This is a genomic window from Glycomyces sp. TRM65418 (assembly GCF_019710475.1).
Lineage (GTDB): Bacteria > Actinomycetota > Actinomycetes > Mycobacteriales > Micromonosporaceae > Glycomyces.
Genome location: NZ_JAJFAX010000005.1, coordinates 86315 through 106933 on the forward strand (window position 1 = coordinate 86315; position 20619 = coordinate 106933).

Below are 20619 nucleotides of genomic sequence, written 5' to 3' on the forward strand. Positions count from 1 at the left end.
GATGAACCGAGCCCTCCGGATCATCTTCTCCCGTTACGGGATCGTCGTCATCATCCTGCTGCTCGTGCTCGGGGCGATCGCGCTGGCCAACCCGCGCAAGGAGGCCCCGCTCGACGGCGCCGACTCCGGCACCGAAGACACGACCTTTGACGGCGGCGGCTCGGAATCGCTCAAGGAAGACGACGGGATCGCCACCGAGGCCTGCGAAGACGACGACTGCTATGCGGCAGTGGAGCTGCCGCAGGAGGCGGTCGACCGGTCGGTCGAGTTCGCCGAAGTCTGGCTCAACCCGAACGACTACGGCCCCGGCGGCTGGTACGACTCGATCGTCCCCTACCTGACCACCGAGCAGGCCGACCTGATGCAGGGCGTCGACCCGGTGTCGGTTCCCGCCGAATCGATCACCGGTGAACCGACGGCCGAGGGCCCGAAGGTGAGCATCCCCCTCGACACGGGCACCTTGACCCTCACCATGACCGAGGGCTCCAACAACTTCACCGAGAACGGCTGGCTCGTCTCGGCGATCGACTGGGAGCAGTCATGAGCGCCATCGGCGACGACGAGACCACCGCCAGGGAGCAGTCGGAAGAGCCGAGACCTCCGCGCATTCCCAAGCGGCTCCGTCCGCTCATGTGGACGCTCACCGTGTTGAGCGTCTGCTGTCTCGGAGTCGTGATCTCAATCGTGCAGTTGCTCTCCGACCAGTCGAACGGTGAAGAGAGCAACGGCGGGTTCCGGGCGGGCTGCGGCAGCAACGTCGTGATCGACCCCGACGCCGAGTTCCCCCAGATCGGGCCGTACAGCTCGGAGCAGATCACCAACGCGGCCATCATCATCAAGGTCGGCCAGGATCTCGGCATCCCGGTGCGGGGATGGGTGGTCGCCGTGGCCACCGCGATGCAGGAGTCGCGACTGACGAACCTCGGGCACCTCGGCGAGCAGAACGACCACGACTCCCTGGGCCTGTTCCAGCAGCGGCCGTCGTCCGGTTGGGGCACGCCCGAGGAGGTCACCGACCCCGTCTACGCCTCGACCAAGTTCTACGAGAAGCTCCAGACCATCGAGAACTGGGAGAGCCTCCCGCTCACCGTTGCGGCCCAACGGGTGCAGATCTCGGCCTTCCCGAACGCCTATGCGAAGCATGAACCGCTGGCGACCGAGATCGTGGACACGCTGACCGGCGGCGGCTCGCGCGTCTCGGCGGTCGACACCGAGCTCGGCAGCTGCGCGCAACCGGGCGAACTGTCGGCCTCCGGCTGGATCGCCCCGGTGAAGGCGCCGGTCTGGTCGGGCTTCCGCACGTCCGAGCGTCCGACGCACCAAGGAGTGGACCTCGGTGCGGAGCGCGGCACGCCGGTCGTCGCCGCTTCGAGCGGCACCGTGATCACCTCGGAGTGCAACGCGAGCCTGTACGGCGAGCCCTATTCCTGCAACGTGCCCGGTTCACCGGAGGTCGCGGGCTGCGGCTGGTACGTCAACATCCTGCACGCAGGCGATTATCTGACCCGCTACTGCCACTTCGAGGTCGCGCCGCTGGTGAAAGTGGGCGACGTGGTTCAAGCGGGCCAGGTCATCGGCTACGTCGGCACCTCAGGCCGATCCAGCGGCTACCACCTGCACTTCGAGACCCATCTGAACGGCGACCGCAGCTCCGCGGGAGCAGTGGACCCGGTCGCCTTCATGAAGCAGATGGGCGCCCCGCTCGGTTAACGGAGCGATGAGACGCCAAGCCGGCTCGCGGGAGAGCCCTGCGCCAAAACTGCAAACCGATGTCCGTAGTTTCCGGGGCATCGGCCGGGGTGTCGGACCCTTGTGGCACAGTCGAAGGGTCGGCGCGCTGCCCCACCGTGGCGCGCCGACCCTTCTTCCGCTCGGGGAGGTCAGCCCTCGCCGTCACGGGTGATCGAGGCCCAGATCCTCACGGCCTCGGACACGATCGCTTCCGCGTGCCTTGCGGCCCACTCGACTTCCAGTGGGGCGCATACGCGCAGGCCAGGCTCGCCGGTGTCGAGGCGGATCACCGATCCGAGCGCTTCCGTCCTCTCCGCCCAGGCGTAGGCCATCGTGACGCGGAATCGAGCTTGCAGCGGGAACGCCTCGAAATAGAGGCGTCGGCCGCCGATCACTGCGACCGCGGGAATGCCGTCAAGATCTTCAGAGGGCGCGGTGGGCGTTGCCGGTTCGCTTGCGGCCTCCCCGTTCATAGCGTGACCGCCTCTCGGAAGAGCTGAGTCGCATCGAAATGTCGCTCCCACTGGGCCATGAAGGGGTTGACGGGATTCACCCGGTGCTCCCCCTGCGACGGGGTGCCGGACAGCGCCGAAGCGGCGTTGACCTTGGCCGTTCCGACCACCGCACTTCTCCGCTTGCCATGAAGGGCTCGCTCGGTCGGCTTCCACTCGGCCTTGACAGGTAGAGCTTCCCTCCCTGACGCTCGTGATGGCGTGGCCGTCATGGTCGAGGGCTCATAACGGACTTGGGCGCCCCTGTTCGAGGTTCGCGGGCCGAGCGCTCGGAGCAGGAAGGCCCGCAGAGCCCGCCAGAGCCGGAACCAGCGGTCGTCTCCGGTGACGCGCTGGATCAGGTGCGCATGGTGCAATTCTTGGGACTCGACCAGGAAGCGCGACCAGGCGTCTTCGCGAAGCTTGCCGAAGTCGTAGCGTCGGTCGTCGCTCCCCTCCTCCCAGAACCGTGGTCGCCTCGGCGGCTGGGGTAGTTCGTCACCGGATCTGCCAGGCGTCGCTCGGGGCTTCCCGGCCGTTTCGGGGCTGGCGTCAGGCGAGCGCCGGTCGATCGGTTCCTGCGGTCGTCCCTCGTCAGGCTGGTCGGGCAGCTCGCCCCTGCGGTGACGGCCTGTCCGCTTGTCGGCGTACCAGCCAGGTGAACCGTACGGGCCGGGGTCCAACGGATCGTGCGGGCGTTCGCGGTCGACGATCCACGTGTCGCCAGGGCGGTGTCGCAGATGCGGCCGTTCGTAGCGCGGTGAGCGCGGGTCCGAGTCGGGGATGGTCGGGTCCGCGGATTCGGGGCCGTAACGGTACGCGCCAGGTGAATTCGCGTCTACCGAGGCGGCGTAAACCACCTGCTCAAGGTAGGCGGGAACGCCCGGTCGGCGAGTCGAATTCGCACCGGAACGGCTGTTTCCGGGCAGCCCGGAATCGAGTATGGTCGTAAGTGCCAAGGGAGCTTGCTCCTTTGGGTCGAGCCGCCCGGTGGACCTTGTTTGGCGACCAGAGCCACCGGGCGGCGTGTGCAACACGGCCATATGAAGTTGGTCAGTGCGTCTTCAGCGCAGAGGTGGAGGCGCACTGACCAAATGGTGAGCGAACACCGATCGGTTGTCAACCATCAGCCACGGCGTGTCGCGGAATCTCAAGTGGAATTCAGCTTTGGAGTTACTCCACGAGCCCTTCACCGCCTTCTAGCGATGCGATGCAATCCTCTTGCACGCCAATCTGAAACGCGAACGTCTCGGCGCTCACATCGCCCGTCAACTCGATCTCCGCTTCCAGCACGGTGATGGAACTCTCGGACGACTCGACTTCACTAGCACCGAGCGCGATGCCGGATTTCCAGCCGTTCCGATTAGCCCACTCGGCGACGGCTGCATCGAGATCCTGGGCGGTGATTCCGGAGTATGAATCGCACTGCATCTCGGTGGCCGCCTCGGCATCGCGGTTACCGACGATGACGGTCAGGAAGTCATTGACCAGACCTACTGGTTCAACCGCCGGATCGGTTCCGCCGGTCTCGCCAGGGCTTAGTTCCTCGTCCTGTACATGAACCGCATTCGAGACGCAATAAGTGCCGTCGTTCTCCTGGACGGTCACGGTGAAATATTCAAATCGCCGTCCGCCTTGGGAGTTGTAGGTGACGGTTCCCGGATATGCAGCGCCCTCCGCGCCGATGATCGGTTCATCGGTGCTCACGCTGACGTCAGTGATTCCGCCGAGTTCGTCGGCGTATGACTGTCGGATCGCATCCAGACCGACCGGGGTGAGTTCCGGATCGGCGTCTTCACAGAGCGCCGACTCAGCCCGGCCGATGTCTTCGCTTGAGCCGAAGCGGAGGTAGCGCAACGCCGCACCCTCTGCATCGGTTGCGCTGTCGTCGCGCGGGTCCTGGTTCTCCTCGCTGCCGCTCGCGGCGAAGCCAGGGGCCACCGAGGCTCCCAGCACGAGGACCAGGGCCCAGCCGCCGGCCATCATGCCCACTCGGCCCCACCTGCGGGGCGGGTCGGCGAATTCCGCGGCCTCGGCTTCGTTCACGGCGACCACGCGATACTGCTTGCCGGAGGCGTTCGTGACCAGCGATCCGGAGCCGCTCCTGACCGGTCCGCCGCGGCGTCCTCGTCCAGCGACACGCCGGATCAAACCCTTACGCATGAGGAACACCCTATGGGACCGAACCCCTCCCGCTCAAGCGATGGGCGTGCCTTGAGGGGGCCGGTTCCCGAGACGGACGCGTCACTCGTTCGGGTCGGATTCGATTGGCCGCGTTCGCGAGTACCACTCGGGTATGCACGGTCACTCTAGGCTGATGGCATGAGCGACTCCTCCCATGTTGAGACGGCCACCCCGGCGATTCCGGTGCCGAGATCGGGTGCCGACGTGGAATCGCTCGACGACGACCTGCTCGACGCGCCGCTGGAGGCCCGCAGCGACACGGTGCCCCGTCGCATCGAGTCGCATCTGCAGGACCGCTGCGGCGTCGACACGCAGGGGATCCGGGACTGCTTCATCTGGAACGGGCTCCAGTCCGAGGTCGACCCGGGCGGCGAGTGGGACATCGAGGAGGCGTACCTGGCGCGGGCCACGGCCGTGTTCGAGGCGGCGGCGAGGCGGACGCAGCGCGGGGTGTCGCGGGCGCTGCTGTGCCTGTGGGTCCACCACAGCTCGGTGCGCGCGTGGAACCACACCTACCGGGTGGACCTCCTCACGAAGTGCATGGTCCGGTTCGCCGCGACCGCGCGGGAGCTGTGGGGCCTGGACTCGGAGCCCGATCCGACGGTGGAGCTGGCGCTGCGGCTGTGCGAACTGGTGCAGGAGGAGATCCTGCTCGAAGACCGGTTGAAGACCGGGTCCCGGTTGCGCTACACGGAATTCCTCGACACGGTGATCGGCTCCTGCACCGGCGTGCTCCACGACGCGGCGACCATGCCCGGGCCGGTGGCCGCGTACATCGGGGACGAGGTGGCGGTGCGCCACCAGTACCATCTGGCGCTGCGGGAGGCGAACCGGGCGCTCACCGCCAAGTCCGCCGGACAGCGGAAGAAGTACGAGTTCCGCAAGGAGCTGCGGCGCCTGGTCAACCGCTGGCCGTTCTCGTCGGTGGAGTTGAGCAAGCTCAACGCCCACCGGCAGGCGTTGGAGCGCCTCCAGGAGGCGCAGGACGAGAAGCGGCCGTGGATGCGGGTCGACGAGGGCCGGATCGTCTACCTGTTCCCGTTCGGCGTGACCGGGCTGGACTACGGGCAGATCGCCTCCCGGCTGCGGTGGGCATTCGAGCAGCCGCCGGAGGAGGGCGAGGAGCGGCCGGGGATGGTGCGGCCGACCGCGGTCATCGACCATTTCACCTACCACGCCGACATCTGGGAGCCGCGGCTCGAGCGGGACAAGCGGTTCGATGGGACCGAGCTGATCCTCGGGAAGGTGCGCCTGCGCGTGGACGAGGAGACGACCGAGGAGCTCAACGCCGCGATCCGGTTCTCCCCCATGGGCGTGCACTGCCTGCGCCTGGAGCGGACCGTGGAGGACCTGTACCCGAGCGAACTGCATGCGGCGATGTTCCGGGCCGCGAGGGAGCACGGCGCGATCGAGGTCGACTGCGAGCAGTCGGGTCGGACCTGGGACCGCCTGGCGCGGTTCGCCCGCGACCTGCTGCTGACGCAGCTGCCGGAGCAGCTCTCGTACGGCGCCGAGGACGAGGAGTCGAAGGACGACGCCCCCATCTGCATCCATAGGGGACGATCGCACGTGCTCGTCCGGGTGCTGCGCGCGAGCGAGCGCCAGCGGGAGTTCGAGCCGCACATCGGCGAGGTCGACCGGCCCATGGTGCAGGACGGGCACCGGCTGCTGAGCCTGGTCGGGGCGTCGGTCCTGCTGCACGCCGCGCCCGACGCGAAGGAGTCGCTGTGGGACTGGATCCGGCTCGCCGACGACCACAGCAAGCAGATCTGGAACCAGCGCAACCAGGGCGACCTGCTGATCTCGACGGAGAACACCACGGTGATCGCGGCGCTCGACGCCCCGAACTTCATCTCCGGCGACCTGGAGGCGATCGCGGAGTTCACCGCCTGCCTGAGCGGGACGCTCGCGGCGTGGAACTTCCAGCTGGACAGCTACCGGGCGGGCGTCACCGAGTTGATCGCCGCGTACAACACGCCGGGCGCGGACCGCGGCGCGCAGTTGGCGGCGATGAAGGCGGCGCGGACGCGCATGCTCGGCTTCGAGAACGAGACCCGGCAGGTGATCTCGCTGCTGCATTCGCCGACGCTGCTGCGTTCGCCGTCGAATGCGGCGGCGCTGCGGCGGCTGCTGGCGGTGAGCGGGATCGATGAGCAGATCGAGACGTTCGAGGCGCGGCTCAATGAGGTCATGGCGGACCAGTCGGAGGCGACGCTGCAGCGGTGGGAGGGCGACCGCCAGCAGCGCGTCCGGGACTCGGCGACGGCGGCGGTGTCCGCGTTGAGCATCTGCGCCGCGATCAGCATCTGGCAGGGGGCGGGTTTCTGGACGCCGCAGGCGTGGGGCTGGACGACCGCGGTCGTGGCCGTGTGGGCGGTCGGCTATGTGGGGCAGCGGTGGGTGTCCTACAACGGGTTCCGGGCTACGGCGCGGTTCGTCGTCAAGGTGCCGTTGGCCTTCGCGGGCTGGGTGTGGCGGGCCGCGACGGCGTGGCGGATGCGGGCGATCAGGGAACGGTAGGTCTCCGGACGCGGCTCTTGGCGCGCCGCCGGTTGGAATACTGGAGTGAGACCCGCCGGTCGGGCCGGATCCCGGCCCGCCCGTCGGGGGCGTGAGGAGGCGACGATGGCGTACCGGATGGTGGAGCAGACGCAGCCGGGCGGGCGGCTGGCGCAGGTCTACCGGGAGTTGCTGGTGCCCGCGTTCCCGGCGAACGAGATCGAGAGCGAGCAGCGCATCGCCGAGACGCTCGAGGCCGGGCGGGGCAGCCTGTTCATCGCGGTCGACGACGGGGGCCGGCCCGCGGCGGCGGCGTTCGGACGCTGGTGGGAGGCGTCGCGGGTGCAGTTGTTGTCCTATCTGGCGGTCGCCGCACGCACGCGCGGGCACGGGCTCGGCGGTCGGCTGCTGCGGCATGCGGTCGAGGCCTGGCGCGAGCGGTACGACCCGTGCATGGTGGTCGCGGAGATCGAGTCGCCGGACGCGCCGATGGTGCACGAGGACTACGGCGATCCGCGCCGCCGCGTGGCGTTCTATCAGGCCGCGGGCGCGCGGGTGCTCGACCTCCCGTACTTCCAGCCGGGCATCGGCGACCCGGCGCGGCGGGTGCGGGGCATGCTGCTGCTCGTGCTGCACGCGGACCCGTCGTTCGCCCCGGACGATCCGGGCCGCGTGGCGGGCGCGCCGCTGCGGGCGTTCATGGAGGCGTACCTGGAGGAGTCGGAGGGCGCGAAGCCGCACGACTGGGACGCCGCGACGCTGTTCAAGGCCATCGACCGCCCGGGCGGCGTCCCCATGGGCCGCTGGCAACGCGACCCGCGCTGACCCGGTCAGGCTGCAGGAGAGGGGTGCCGTCTGCGAGTCCGAGGCGCGTGCCGAGGATGCTCGGAGGTGCGGGTCCGGGAGGCCGTTGTGGGCGGTCTCAGACTGCTGCGGGTGGACGCCGCCGACCTGCGGCGCCTCGCCGATCCGGGCTGATCGGCGACGTCGCGGTTCGGTGCGGGACCGCCGCTATCGGCGGCGGTCCTCCAGGTAGCGCATCAGGTTCGCGGCGGACTGCGAGAGCTTCTCGTCGCCCGCTATGACTTCGCGCAGGTCGTCCGGTTCGCACGGGCGGCGGTCGGCGAGGCGGGCGATGTCGAGGAAGTACGGCGCGATGCCGGTGCGGCGGTAGGCGGCCAGTTTGTGGTGGCCGTCGATGAGGAACGAGGCGCAGTCCTGCTCGTCGCCGGGCGGCTCCGCCCGCACGATCACCGCGAGCGGGCGTTCGCCGCGTTCGATGGCCTCGGCGTATCCGGCGACGGTCGCCTCGTCGCGGGGCGGCCACAGGTCGGTGGGGATGACCGCGGTGCCCTCGGTCCCGATGGGCTCGTACGGGTACCACCAGGTGGTGCCGTTCTCCCCGAATGGTTCGATGTGGACGTTCGCGTTCCTCCAGATCCGCACCCCGTAGTGGCCGGGCTGCATCAGTCCGAGGATCGGGCCGGCGAGCGAGGCGGGGTCGTCGTCCTCGCCGGCGTTGCGGAGCCGTCCCCGCAGTTCGCGCAGTTCTCTGCGGAAGCGGGCGTCTCTCGTGCGGATCGCGAAGCGGTCGATGGAGCCGGAGCCGGTGTAGCCCTCGACGATGAGCGGTCTCCATCCGACGCGGAGCGAGCTGGCCCCGTCGTGACCGCCCACTGCGAGCGTCCCGTCGCCGTGCCGCACCTCGAGCACCCGGTATCCGAGCGACTCGGCCAATCGCGTGATCATGTGGCCCTCCGTCCTGCCGTCGGCCGCCTGGTCGGTGGTCGTCGTCCGTCCGCTGCCGCAGGCCCGGCAGGCATTCCCACGGCGTTCAATGGCCCTGTGTTGTACACGGCGCCTCGGGCGGTCGCCGTGGTTGCTCGGCGTGGTGCGCGGGCAGGCCCGCGCCAGGGGAGGCGGGTTCGCGGCGGCGCACGCGTCGCGCCCCTGAACCCTGATCGTCCCCTCCTATGGTAGGACTCGTCGCCGACGATGCCTGCCTCCCGTTCGTACGAATCGGTCATTTCGGGCTCATCTGAGCAGCCGTTCACTGTAGTACCCAACGATGAGACATCGGAACATCTTCTCTCTGACCAGGTGATTCGATCACTTGTACGATAACCTTCTCGGCCTTGGGAGTACCCGGTTTTCACCCCTCTCAACTACACTGGCCCGCATATCCCTCTCAGGAGGACGAGCGATCGCCGACCCCTCGCCGCCGCACCCCGCCCGCTCCACTTCACGGTCGGATCGTCCTCACGTTTGCCCGAACCACCGCCCAACCGTTAAGGAGTACGACCCATGAACCATCCCCCGCCTCCCGCCGCGCCGCCGCCGCCCATACCGACACCGGAGACCATGCCGGGCACCACCAAAGCCGCCGTGGTGCTGCTGTGGATCCTGTTCGGCTTCGGCATCTGCGGCGGCATCGGCGCACTCGTCGGCTACGCCGGCCTCAGCACGCTGGAGAGCCAGGGCGACGTCGAGATCCCGTCGTCGTTCATGCCGTACCTCGTCGCCTCGATCGTCCAGCTCCTCATCTGGACGGTCCTGCGCGGCGTCTTCGCCGTGAAGATCGCCAAGCGCAGCGCGAGCGCCCGCAAGGGCGCCGTCATCCTGGAACTCGTCGGTGTGGCCCTGGGCATCCTGGCGTGGATCCTCACGCCCGAGGTCGAGGTCGTCGGCGCGGACGCGGCGACCAACACGGCCAGCTCACTGATCAGCACGATCATCGGCATCGCCTTGGCCGGCATCGTCATCGGCCTGCTGTCCACCCAGGACACGAAGCGCTGGTGCGACCGCTAGGACCCGGCAGCACCGGGGGGCGCGGCCGCCGAACGGAATCCGTTCGGCGGCCGCGCCCTCGTGTTGGGCGCTGGCGGCAGCGGCGGCGAGTCGGCATAATGAACGCCATGAGCGACAACAGAAAGGGCGATGCCCCGTAAGCCGCCCGCGCGAGTGCGCGCATCGCAGACCCGCCGCTCCGGCTCCTGGAGCGGACGGCCCATTCCGCGAATCCCCGGCGCCTCAGGCGCCCTCCAGGCCGCGGTCGTGCGGCTCGAGAACGCGGACGACCGGTTCCGCCCGGGCGACATCGCCGGCGCGTTCCACACCTGGCGGCGGGTGGTCGGCGGCCCGGCCAGTCGCGCGCGCTGCTATGCGCTCCATGCCGATTGCGCGTCCTGCAACCCGCCGGGACGCGACGTCCTCGAATCGGCGTCGTACCGTCTGCCGCGACGCCAGGCGCAGGAGTTGCGGCGGCTCACGGCACCCCTGGACGAGCGTTTCCTGCAGCTGACCCTCCCCTTGCCGAGCAAGCCTCCCTGCCCCTGGTGGACCCTGCGGTGCTGACCGCGCCGCCGCCCGAGGCGGCGACCGCGCGGGGCCGGCCCGAAGCGGCCGGTAGGGCTGTCCCTACCGGCCAGATGCCTGCCCGCAGGGTCGTGGCGAGGCCCGATTCGGACGAGACTTGTCCACATGAACAAGATCTTCAAGCAGCTCGGCGCCGACAGTGCGTACCTGCTCTCCTCGTTCCCGATCGCCATCCCCGCCTTCGTCATCACCGTCACCGGCTTCGCCGCCGGCATCGGGACCGCCGTGGTCTGGGTGGGCGTGCCGATCCTCGCGGCGACGCTGCTCGCCATGCGGGGCCTGGCCGCCGCCGGACGCAGCCAACTCGCCGGCGTCCTCGGCCACCCGATCGCCGCGCCCCGCTACAAGCGGGCGGCCGACCACGCCTCACCGGTGCGCCGGTTCCTGACCCCCTTGACCGACGGCCAGTCGTGGCTGAACCTGCTGTGGGGCCTGGTGAACTTCCCGCTCGCCGTCGCCGGGTTCGCCGTCGCGGTGGCCTGGTGGGCCGCGACCGTGGCGTCGCTCGCCTACCCCCTGTACGCCTGGGTGATCCACCGCACCGCCGGTGACAACGACGGCCTGGAGTACGCGACCAGGTGGCTCGGCTGGGGCGACTCGTACCTGGCGATGTCGGCACTCGCGGTGCTCGGCGGCCTGGTCATGGCCGTGCTGCTGCCCCTGGTTCTGCGGGGCTTCGCCCTGACGCAGGCCGGGCTCGGCCGGGGCCTGCTCGCCTCACTGTCCGAGATGGACACACCGCGACCCCCGGTCCGCACCGTCACCGCCGACGCCGAGGTGACCCGGGTGCACGAGCGCCTCTCGGCCGCCTAGGCCTCCGGGCAGGGCCCCGCTTCGACCCTCCGGAAACCGCACCGACCGGGCGGCTGCGTCATCGCAGCCGCCCGGTCGCTCGCCCGCCCGAAACGGCCTTCGACAGTGATAGGTTGGGCCGCATGGCAGCGCACGGCGACCACGAGCACCATGAGCCCACCGCGGCGTTCGACTTCGCCGAAGCCGCGCCCCGCTTCCGCGAACGCGCCGACGCCGAGACCGACCGGTACCGGCGGCTCGCCGCGCAGCTCCACTCCCCCGAAGACCGGGTCGTGGCCGACATCGGCTGCGGCGCCGCCTCGATGGCGTTCGCGCTCGCCGAAGCCCTCCCCGCAGCCCGCGTCATCGCGGTCGACGCCGAACCGGCGATGCTCGACCTGGTGCGCGAACGGGCCGCCGAACGCGGCGCCGACGTGCGGGCCGCGCAGGCGTCGGTCGACGACCCCGACGCCCTCGCAGCGGCCGTCGGCGAGCCCGCCGACCTCCTGTGGGCCGGGCACGTCATCCACCACGCCGCCGATCCGCAACAGGCCCTCGCCCATCTGGCCGGCCTGCTCGCCTCGGGCGGGCGACTGGCGATCGGCGAGGGCGGCGTGACGGCCCAGTTCCTGCCGTGGCACGTGGGCGTGGGCCGCCCGGGCCTGGAACTGCGCCTCATCGAGGCGGGGTCGCGCCGACTTGAGAACGAGGCGATCGAGCACGGCTCGACGCCGCTCACCTACGGCTGGAACCTCGCACTCGAACGGGCGGGCCTCACCTCGGTCCGCACGTTCAGCGAACTCGTCGCGATCCCGGTGCCGCTGGAAGGCGACGACCTGGCGCACGCACTGAACTCGCTGGCCATGCGGGTCGACTGGTTCGAGCGCTACCTCACCGAGGAGGACGGCGCCGCGTGGGCGGAGCTGCTCGACGAGACGAGCCCCGAATGGCTCGGACACCGCCGCGACCTCCACCACCTGGCGATCGAGACGGTCCACGTCGCCGCCAAACCCTGACGCCCGCCCCTCCGGCCCGTGTCAGGGCAGCGGTGCTGGGGCCCGGTGGCCCAAAGACGCAGCCGCTCGAACGCTTGGCCGCTCGAATGCGCGGCGGGTCGAGAGCCCGATCACGCAAACATTCGGTCATTCGCCGGGGTTCATTCCTCGGGGCCGAGCGTGCCGGTCTCGACCTCCAACTGGAAGAGCCGGTCGAGCGCGGCCAGCCCGTAGACGTCCTCCAGGTCCTCGGCCCGGGCGAAGTCGCTGAGCAGGTCGAAACCATCGCGCACGCCGAGCCGGCCGAGCCGGTAGGCCGCCTCGATCCGGCCGAACCAGGGGAAGCAGGAGTCCACGGCGAGCACCGAGTAGGCCTCGATCCCGACCTCCGGGCTGATCCCGTGCATCGCCTCGGCGGCGTCGATCCCCAAGTGATAGTCCATGACGGACTCGACGCCCTTGATCAACCGCCACAACGCGTCCTCGGCGTCGAGGGCGTTGTCGTCGGCGAGCTGCTCGGCGCAGATGATCCGCAGACGCGCCGTGACCACCGGGGCGTTCGCCAAGTGCCGCAAGGCCACCGCCGCGGCGGACCGGTCGACGCGGCAGAGCGTGTTCGCGGCGCTGTGGCGCACGTACTCGCTCACCGAGTCATCGGTGACCAGCTGCATCAACGCGGCGCCGGCGGGCCGGGCGGCGCAGTCGGCGAGGGCGCTGGCGGCGTCGAGTCGGTACTTGTCCTCGACGGTCGCGTCGGCGGCGATCGCCTCGAGCGCGCGGGCGGCTTCTTCGATGCAGAAGCGGCTCATGTGCTCGGCCGCTTCGAGTCGCACCTCGACGTCCACTTCGGAGGCTATGGCGACGGGCGAGAGGCACAGGGCCATGTCCCGGCCGCCGAGGTCGACGAGGTCTTGGATGAGCTGGATGCGCAGGTCGGCGTCGAGGCTCTGGTCCTTGATGGAGCCGACCAGGTTGCTCATGGCGCGGGCGCGGCGTTCGCCGGGGGCGCCGGTGCCGGCGGCCATACTCGCCGAGACGGCCACGCCGATCGACGACGCGCACGCGTCGTCGAGCGTGCCGGTCGCCGTCCTGCGGCGTCGGCCCTCAGCGGCTTCGTCCCAGAACCCGGTGCGGGGGTCGCCGCGGCCGGGGGCCGGGGCGTCGCGGAGGCGGGCGAGTTGGCGGCGGCGCTGCCAGCGTCCCGTGGCCCAGGTCGCGGCCATCGCCGGATAGATCAGGCCGTAGCCCCACAGGCGGTGCACGCCGAAGAGCTCGACCACCGGTACCGGTGCGAGCGCGGCGGAGAAGCGGAGTGTCCAAAGCCGCATTGCATTGGCATTCGCCATACGTCGAACCTCGGGTAGAAGCGTGTCTCTCGGCTGCCAGAACTGTTCGGCACGGCTTCGCCGACGGGCGCGACAGGGTGCTGTCGCGGCTCGCGCGGCGCCGGGGTGGGATCGGCTTCGCCTTGCAACCGGTGCCGCGTTCGGAGTGCCGGGGCATACAGCCTAGTCTCGCGAGAGTCTTCCCCATCGCACAAGGTGTGCGATGGGGGGCGCCGGGACGGTTCGCGCCGATATGGCCGTCTTGCCACCGAATGCGGCCTTGACCTGGTGTTTTCGGGGATCCATGGAGCGGTTCCGAGGCTGTACGATCGAGAACAGCCCGGTGAAGCCCATTCACCGAACCCGATGGCCCCGAGCAGACGAGGCGTGTAGAGCGATGACGTATCCGCCCCCCGGCGGCGAGAACCCGCAGTACCAGCTGCAACCTGAGCCGCTGCCGCCCAGCGATCCCTATGCCCAGGGGTACAACAGCACGCCTCCGCCCGGCAACTACTACCAGCCGCAAGGGCAGCCGCATTACACGCAGCCGCCGAGCCAGCCGATGGCGACGCCGCAGCCCAACGTGCAGCCCGGCTACCCGTCGGCACCCGGATCGGTGCTGCCCCCGCCGATCCCGCCCGCCAGCCAAGGGGCCAGTCTCGGCGTCATCCTCGCGGTGATCGTCGGCCTGGTCATCGTCCTCGGCGTCGCCGCGGTGCTCATCATCCCCGGCATGGTCGACGACGACGATCCGCAGGCGGGCGGCGGCGGCGACACGAGCGAGGAGGCCTCTCCCAAGGAGACCGAGCCGGCCCCTGAGCCCTCGGAAGAAAAACCGTCGGCCGACGAAGAAACAGGGACGGACGACGAAGAAACTGAGGCGGACGACGACTTCGCCACCTGGGGCCCGGCTGTCAACTCCGATGACTTCGACCCGAACACGCCCGAGGGCGCGGCGATCACGTACATGCAGTCGGCGGACTCGGGCGACGACGCGGCGCTGCAGGCGGTGGTGTGCGCCTCGCCGACCGACGCCATGGTCTGGGACATGGAGTACGAGCTGGCGGGCGACGGCGAGAAGTACGGCTTCCTCTACTGGGGCATCTCCAGGGTGGTGGACGGCGAGACCCAGGCCTGGTCGGGTTGGACCTGGGAGGACACGGCACCGGCATCGCAGTCCGATCTGGAGTCGGGTGCCAGCTACTACTTCACCGTGGTCGAGGAAGAAGGCCAGTGGAAGGTCTGCGACATCTGGCAGTGAGCTTCGCTCCATGACTTCGCGAACGGCGGTGGGCGCCTCCTGGGGGAGGCGCCCACCGCCGTTCGCGACCGAGGAGCGCGCCGGGCTCGACCGCGAGCCCTTCCGATCCCGCCCTCGGGTGTTTTATCCACAGGCCCTTGAGCTGGCCTTCCACCGGGACCGACGGAGTTATCCACAGGCGAGAAATCAGTTGTTGACGGTCGGTAGTCGGAGCGCGACAGTTGACATATGACGCAGATACCGATGTACCGCACCGCGACAGCCACCCTGACCGAACCGGCGTTGCTCGGCGGGGCCGACGACCTCCTGCTCCGCTTCGAGGCGGCTTTCGAAGCCGACTTCAGCCTGGTGGCGACCGGCCGGACCGCGGCATGGATCCACGGCTTCGACGTCCTCCCGCCGGGCGCGGATCAGCGCGAGTGGCCGATCGAGAGTTCCCCGGACCCGCCGCTGGGCGACATCACGGTGATCGACGGGCTCCCGGTGACCCGGCTGGCGCGCACCCTCGTCGACTGCGCCGCCGATCTGCCGCGGCTGGAGGCGGTGTCCGCCGCCGACCAGTTCCTAAGGGCGGGCATCGACTCGGCGAGCCTCTCGGCCGCGCTCGAATCGTTGCACGGTGAGCGGCTGCGGCGGGCGAACGCGACGCTGCTCGCGGCCGACCCGAGATCGGAGTCGCCCATGGAGTCCTGGACGCGCTGCCTGATCGGCGACGCCGGTCTCCCGGCCCCGGTGCCGCAACTGCGAGTGCGCACGCCCAACGGGCGCTCGAAATTCCTCGACCTCGGCTGGGAGCAGTGGCAGGTCGGGGTGGAGTACGACGGCATGGGCGCCCATTTCGGCCTGGAGGCCGAGACGGGCGACCGGCGCCGCCATCAGGTGCTGCGAAGCCTGGGGTGGGAGGTGCTGGTCCTCACCGCCTCCGATGTGATGGAGCATCCGCGCCCATGGCTGGTGCGGCTCAGGGAATCGCTCCTCGAACGCGGATGGGATCCCGACCCGAACCAGTTGCGCGACATCAACGAACGGATCGAGGCGGTGAACCTGGCCCTGAACGCGGGGTGAGCCCGGAGGACCGGTGATGAGGGAAGGCGCCTTCCCGAAAGGCCGGTGGTGAGGGAAGGCGCCTCCTCCACCACCGGACCATCGGACCCTGAACCGATCCACCAGCGCATGAGCGACATGGGCGGGCCGTGGGAGCGGCGGTCGGTCCGACGAAGCGGGCCATGGCAGGGGAACGGGTCGGGCGCGTTAGGCGGAGGGCGTGGGCGGCGGTGGGGTCTCAGGCGGGTGGGCGGGGGAGGGGGAGGGGAAGCCCCCAGGGGCTGACGAGGTCCCCTGAAGGGGCGGAACAAGGCTCCCGCGAAGGGGATGAACGAGTTCGCCCTCTTTGCCCAGGTGTGCGAAAGCACTTCGGGTGTACTGCCGGTGAGGGCCGGCCCGGGGATGCAATCGTGGACCGGAAATCGGGCGCGGCCGGGCTAGGATCGGTGCGAGCATCATTCGAGTCGGCAGGAGCGGCAGTGGCGGAAGGGTCCTTCACCGGGTTCGCGCGTCCCGCGGTCCCCACCCCGGAGGAAATCCGCGAGTGGGCGCTCGACCCGTACTCGACCGCCCCCGAGGGCCGCCAGTGGGACCTCACCCTCGCCACTGACGAGCTCGTCGACATCTGGCTCGAGCTCGCCGCCGACGCCACCTGCCCCAAGCGGTCGTTCGCGCTCCATGTCCTCTACATCTACGCGGGCGACGCCGTGCGGACCAAGTTCCGCGTCCACTCGCGCAAGCGCGTCGATAAACTCCTGGAGAAGGCGTCCGAGTCGCGGGACCAGTATGTTGGACTGTGGGCCGCCAACACCAAAGCGCTCATCCGCCAACCGGACCTGTTCGACTACCACGAATGGTGCAACGGCGGGCTGGTGCGCCGACCCAGGCGGCTCAACCCCGGCCCGACGAGAAGGTAAGACACCGATGACGCCCATGACGAAGCCTGCGAGTCGCTGATGCACCGCCCCGACCCCAACATGCGCGTCTCCAACGCCGAACGCGAAGCGATCATCGCGAAGCTCCACGCCGCCACCGAAGAGGGCCGCCTCGATCTCGACGAGTTCGCGGACCGCTCCCGCCAGGCCTACGAGGCCCGCACCTACGGCGAAGTCGAGCGCCTCCTCGCCGACCTCCCCGAGGCCACCGGAGCGGTGGCCGTCCCCGCCCCCGCGAGCCCCGGCCCTGCTCACGCTCCCGCCGAACTGCGCCTGAACCCCACGGGCTCCTCGGTGGAACGCCGCGGCGAGTGGATCGTCCCGCCGAAGATCGTCGTCACCGGCTCCATGAGCTCGGTCAAGCTCGACTGCCGCCACGCCACCATCACCGGCGGCACCGTGGACGTCAACGTGGACTGCAACATGTCCTCGCTCGAGATCATCCTGCCCGCAGGGGCCTACGCCGTGGACGACGGCATCGAAGCGACATTCGGTTCCGTCGCGAACCGCGCCCCCTACAAAGGAGGGACCGGCGTCCGTTTCACCGTCTCGGGCCGGGCGCGGCTCGGCTCGGTCAAGATTCGCCATGAGTACCGATTCCTCTGGTGGCGATGGTGATCAGGCGACCCGCCGAGCCCGCTATTCACTGAATGGCCACCTGCTGGAACGTCTCATGTAACGGGCGCATAACAGTCCTGCTCGATTCCGGCATTCTCCTCATATGAGGGTTTACAGCGAACCTGCCTCGCAATAGGCTCGTCACCGTGCGCCGCGTCACGGCATGGCCCCCCCTGTCGTGATCGAGTACTCACCCGCATCGGCGCTCGTTCCCCTTGAGAGGAGCTCATCGCATGGGATCTCCGTCCCCCCGTCTACTGCGAGGGCGCGCGACCACGCGTGCCCGAGCAGGAACCAGAGCCGCACTGGCGGCCGCGTCCGTCCCACTCGTGGTCGTCGCGCTCACCACCGCCGCCGGACCGGCCGCCGCCGAGCCCCCCGCGCTTCCTGAGGTCTCACCCGAATACCTCAAGGAAGGCGACGGCCTCCCGATCGACTACGAGGACGGCCACTACATCGTCCAACTGGCCGCCGACCCCATCGCCACCTACGAAGGCGGCGAGGCCGGCATCGAGGCCACCGCGCCTCCCGAGGGCGAGACGATCGACTTCGACGCGGCCGAGGTCGAGGAGTACCGCGAGTTCCTCGCCGACGAGCGCAGCGAGGTCATCAACGAGCACGACGTCGACGCGACCGCCGAGTACGACACCGTCATCAACGGTTTCGCGGCGAAGCTGACCGCCGACGAGGCCGAGGAGCTGGCCGGCAGCGACAAGGTCCTCGCGGTCATCCCCGAGACCATGTACCAGACGACCGGCGCCGTCGACACCAGCAAGTTCGTCGGGCTCTCCGGCGGGAAGGGCGCCTGGGAACAGGAGTTCGGCTCCCCCAAGGAGGCCGGTGAAGGCGTGATCATCGGCGTCCTCGACACCGGCATCTGGCCCGAGAACCCCTCGCTCGCGCCGCTCTCCGAGCCCCGTCCCGACCAGCACCTCATCGACGCCAAGTGGAACGGCGAGTGCGAGACCGGCGAGGACGAGGACCCGGCCGGCAACATCGAGTGCAACAACAAGCTCATCGGCGCGCGCTGGTTCGACACGTGGGGCTACGCCGAGGACGGCTACGCCTCGCCCCGCGACTCGAACGGCCACGGCACCCACACCGCCACCACCGCCGCGGGCAACTACAAGACCAAGGTGGAGATCGACGGCGAGAAGCTCGGCACGTTCTCCGGTATGGCCCCGGCCGCGCGCGTCGCGGCCTACAAGGTCTGCTGGGGCGGCTGCCCCGGCGCCGACCTGGTGGCCGGCATCGAAGCCGCGGTGAACGACGGCGTCGACGTCATCAACTTCTCCATCGGCTCGACCGGCACGCCGGAGTTCGTCGACGCCGTGTCGCTCGCGTTCTTCAACGCGGCCGCCGCGGGCGTCTTCGTGGCCGCCAGCGCCGGCAACGACGGCCCGACCTCCACGGTGGATCACCAGGAGCCGTGGGTGACCACGGTCGCCGCCTCGACGCACGACCAGACCTTCCGGACCGAGATCGAGTTCGGCCGCGAAGAGATCGAAGCAGCCGCCGCGGTGGGCGAGGCCAAGTGGTACGTCAAGAACGCGGTGGACGCGGCGTACGACGGGACCGACCCGGCCGCCGCCGAACGCTGCGACGCGGACACGCTGGACCCGGCGAAGACCGAGGGTTTCGCGATCATCTGCGTGCGCGGGAACCTGTTCAGCGAGAACGCGAGCCAGGTGGCCGCCGCCGGCGGTGTGGGGCTGATCGTGCGCGACCAGTCCGAACGCGGCCCGGCGAACGTGGTCATCTCGCAGCCGGTGCCGGTCGTGCACGTGAGCTACGAGGACGGCCTGGCCCTGGCCGAGTGGGTCGACTCGAAGAAGAACCCCAGGATCGAGGTCGAGACGTCGGAGCGCGACTACCAGAACGCGCCGAGCATGGCGGCGTTCTCGTCGAACGGTCCGGCGCTCGCGGCCGAGCAGAACCTGCTGAAGCCCGACATCACCGCGCCGGGTGTGGAGATCCTGGCGGGTATGACGCCGGACAACCACGCCGGCAACCACTTCGGCCCCAACCAGGGCACGTCGATGTCGAGCCCGCACATCGCGGGTCTGGCGGCGCTGCTGAAGTCGGCGAACCCGGAGTGGTCGCCGATGGCGGTCAAGTCGGCGATCATGACGACGGCGTACCAGACGGACCAGAACGGCGACCCGATCCAGCGCGGCGGTGAGGACGCGACGCCGTTCGACTTCGGCGCGGGGCACGTGGACGGTCGGGAGATGTTCGATCCGGGCCTGGTGTACGAGTCGAGCCCGACCGAGTGGATCCAGTACATCTGCGGCACGCCCGAGGCGAACAAGGTGCAGTCGTACTGCGACTCGCTGGGCGCGATCGACCCGTCGCAGCTGAACTACCCGTCGATCACGGTGGCGGAGCTGACCGGTTCGTACGAGGTGACCCGCACGGTCACGAACGTCTCGGACAAGAAGAGCACGTACAAGGCCGACATCACCGCTCCGGCGGGCTTCGAGGTGTCCTCGGACGTCACGAGCTTCACGCTGCGGCCGGGCGAGTCGGTGACGTACACGCTCACGATCACGCGCACTGACGCGGCGTTCGGCGAGTGGGCGTTCGGCGACGTCACGTGGGTGGAGAAGAAGGGCACCCGCACCGTGCACGAGGTGCGTTCGCCGATCGTGGTGAAGCCGACGCAGCTGTCCGCTGCGGATGAGGTGTCCTTCACGGGCGCTTCGGGTTCGGCGACCCTCGAGGGTACGGCGGGCTTCGACGGGACCTTGGGCGCCTCGGTGTCCGGCCTGGTCGCCTCCGAGGTGAAGACGGCGACGCTGACGGACCCGGACTCGTCCTCGTTCCCGACGGACGACCCGGCGGAGAACTCGCACACGGTGTCGTACGAGTTCGCGACGCCGGCGGATGCGGCGCTGGTGCGGTTCGCGACCTTCGACGAGGAGCACCCGGCGGGGACCGACCTCGACCTGTTCGTGTACTCGAAGGCCGCGGACGGTTCGCTGACGCTCGTGGGCAATTCGGCTTCGGGCGGCACGAACGAGTCGGTGACGCTCCCGGGCGGCCACACGTACGTGGTGTTCGTGGACGAGTGGGCCGGGCCGTCGCCGCTCGAGGCGAAGCTGCACGCGTGGATCGTGCCGGGCTCGGACGAGGGGAACCTCGCGGTCGACCCGGCCGAGCAGGCGGTCACGATGAGCGGCGAGTACTCGGTGGGCCTGACGTGGTCGGGCCTGGCCGAGGGGCAGCGGTTCCTCGGGACGGTCGACTACGCGCAGGACGGCGAGCCGGTCGACTCGACGATCGTGGGCATCGCGACCTGACGCCGCTCGATCGCAGGACTTGAGCCGCAGGGCTCGAGCTGAGTGCAGCGCCCGTCGCGTCCGGGGA

At 69.7% G+C, this 20619-nt stretch carries 18 protein-coding genes; 13 read left to right on the top strand and 5 right to left on the bottom strand.

Annotation, left to right across the window (positions count from 1 at the left end; genetic code table 11):
- Position 1: 1 nt before the first annotated feature.
- The gene (locus K3N28_RS12710) at positions 2 to 544 is read left to right on the top strand and encodes a hypothetical protein (RefSeq protein ID WP_228092905.1); all 543 of its coding nucleotides are present in this window, start codon (positions 2 to 4) and stop codon (positions 542 to 544) included.
- Positions 541 to 1710, top strand: coding sequence for a M23 family metallopeptidase (locus K3N28_RS12715; RefSeq protein WP_228092906.1), 1170 nt, complete (start codon positions 541 to 543; stop codon positions 1708 to 1710). The genes K3N28_RS12710 and K3N28_RS12715 overlap by 4 nt, the downstream gene beginning before the upstream one ends.
- A 170-nt stretch (positions 1711 to 1880) precedes the next feature.
- On the opposite strand, the gene K3N28_RS12720 is transcribed toward K3N28_RS12715, so the two are convergent.
- The 3 genes from K3N28_RS12720 to K3N28_RS12730 all read right to left on the bottom strand — a co-directional run bounded on the left by K3N28_RS12720 (position 1881) and on the right by K3N28_RS12730 (position 4385).
- Entirely contained in the window at positions 1881 to 2204 is a 324-nt protein-coding gene (locus K3N28_RS12720) for a hypothetical protein (RefSeq protein WP_228092907.1), read from the bottom strand.
- Positions 2201 to 3181 carry a hypothetical protein gene (locus tag K3N28_RS12725; RefSeq protein ID WP_228092908.1) on the bottom strand — a complete coding sequence of 327 codons (981 nt, stop codon included), beginning with the start codon at positions 3179 to 3181 and terminating at the stop codon, positions 2201 to 2203. Before K3N28_RS12725 ends, K3N28_RS12720 begins: the two co-directional genes overlap by 4 nt.
- Positions 3182 to 3395: 214 nt before the next feature.
- A complete protein-coding gene (locus tag K3N28_RS12730; RefSeq protein WP_228092909.1) occupies positions 3396 to 4385 on the bottom strand; it encodes a hypothetical protein in 990 nt (329 codons plus the stop codon).
- Positions 4386 to 4610: 225 nt separating this feature from the next.
- Between K3N28_RS12730 and K3N28_RS12735 the strand changes: the two genes are divergently transcribed.
- Entirely contained in the window at positions 4611 to 6926 is a 2316-nt protein-coding gene (locus K3N28_RS12735) for a hypothetical protein (protein WP_228092910.1), read from the top strand.
- Positions 6927 to 7031: 105 nt separating this feature from the next.
- The gene (locus K3N28_RS12740; RefSeq protein ID WP_228092911.1) at positions 7032 to 7730 is read left to right on the top strand and encodes a GNAT family N-acetyltransferase; all 699 of its coding nucleotides are present in this window, start codon (positions 7032 to 7034) and stop codon (positions 7728 to 7730) included.
- 186 nt (positions 7731 to 7916) lie between these two features.
- Here K3N28_RS12740 and K3N28_RS12745 read toward each other — a convergent pair whose 3' ends face one another.
- Positions 7917 to 8654, bottom strand: a complete 738-nt coding sequence (locus tag K3N28_RS12745) for a hypothetical protein (RefSeq protein ID WP_228092912.1) — start codon at positions 8652 to 8654, stop codon at positions 7917 to 7919.
- Positions 8655 to 9209: 555 nt separating this feature from the next.
- Between K3N28_RS12745 and K3N28_RS12750 the strand changes: the two genes are divergently transcribed.
- The 4 genes from K3N28_RS12750 (at position 9210) to K3N28_RS12765 (ending at position 12088) form a co-directional block, all read left to right on the top strand.
- Entirely contained in the window at positions 9210 to 9713 is a 504-nt protein-coding gene (locus K3N28_RS12750; protein ID WP_228092913.1) for a hypothetical protein, read from the top strand.
- Positions 9714 to 9959: 246 nt separating this feature from the next.
- On the top strand, positions 9960 to 10259 hold the full coding sequence (locus K3N28_RS12755) for a hypothetical protein (RefSeq protein WP_228092914.1): 300 nt from the start codon (positions 9960 to 9962) through the stop codon (positions 10257 to 10259).
- Between the two features lie 126 nt (positions 10260 to 10385).
- Positions 10386 to 11093: a sensor domain-containing protein gene (locus tag K3N28_RS12760; protein ID WP_228092915.1), complete on the top strand. Its 708-nt coding sequence runs from the start codon at positions 10386 to 10388 to the stop codon at positions 11091 to 11093.
- Positions 11094 to 11215: 122 nt separating this feature from the next.
- Positions 11216 to 12088 (top strand): trans-aconitate 2-methyltransferase, encoded by an 873-nt coding sequence (locus K3N28_RS12765; RefSeq protein ID WP_228092916.1) that lies wholly within the window; start codon positions 11216 to 11218, stop codon positions 12086 to 12088.
- Between the two features lie 140 nt (positions 12089 to 12228).
- On the opposite strand, the gene K3N28_RS12770 is transcribed toward K3N28_RS12765, so the two are convergent.
- Positions 12229 to 13395: a hypothetical protein gene (locus K3N28_RS12770; RefSeq protein WP_228092917.1), complete on the bottom strand. Its 1167-nt coding sequence runs from the start codon at positions 13393 to 13395 to the stop codon at positions 12229 to 12231.
- 394 nt (positions 13396 to 13789) lie between these two features.
- On the opposite strand from K3N28_RS12770, the gene K3N28_RS12775 reads away from it, so the two are divergent.
- From K3N28_RS12775 to K3N28_RS12795, 5 genes are all read left to right on the top strand, one after another.
- Complete coding sequence (locus tag K3N28_RS12775; RefSeq protein ID WP_228092918.1) at positions 13790 to 14653, top strand: hypothetical protein; 864 nt, start codon at positions 13790 to 13792, stop codon at positions 14651 to 14653.
- A 228-nt stretch (positions 14654 to 14881) separates the two neighbouring features.
- The gene (locus tag K3N28_RS12780; RefSeq protein ID WP_228092919.1) at positions 14882 to 15718 is read left to right on the top strand and encodes an endonuclease domain-containing protein; all 837 of its coding nucleotides are present in this window, start codon (positions 14882 to 14884) and stop codon (positions 15716 to 15718) included.
- Positions 15719 to 16176: 458 nt separating this feature from the next.
- The gene (locus K3N28_RS12785) at positions 16177 to 16614 is read left to right on the top strand and encodes a hypothetical protein (RefSeq protein ID WP_228092920.1); all 438 of its coding nucleotides are present in this window, start codon (positions 16177 to 16179) and stop codon (positions 16612 to 16614) included.
- A 39-nt stretch (positions 16615 to 16653) separates the two neighbouring features.
- Positions 16654 to 17250, top strand: coding sequence for a DUF1707 domain-containing protein (locus K3N28_RS12790; protein ID WP_228092921.1), 597 nt, complete (start codon positions 16654 to 16656; stop codon positions 17248 to 17250).
- Between the two features lie 233 nt (positions 17251 to 17483).
- Positions 17484 to 20552 carry a S8 family peptidase gene (locus tag K3N28_RS12795; protein ID WP_228092922.1) on the top strand — a complete coding sequence of 1023 codons (3069 nt, stop codon included), beginning with the start codon at positions 17484 to 17486 and terminating at the stop codon, positions 20550 to 20552.
- Positions 20553 to 20619 lie beyond the last annotated feature (67 nt).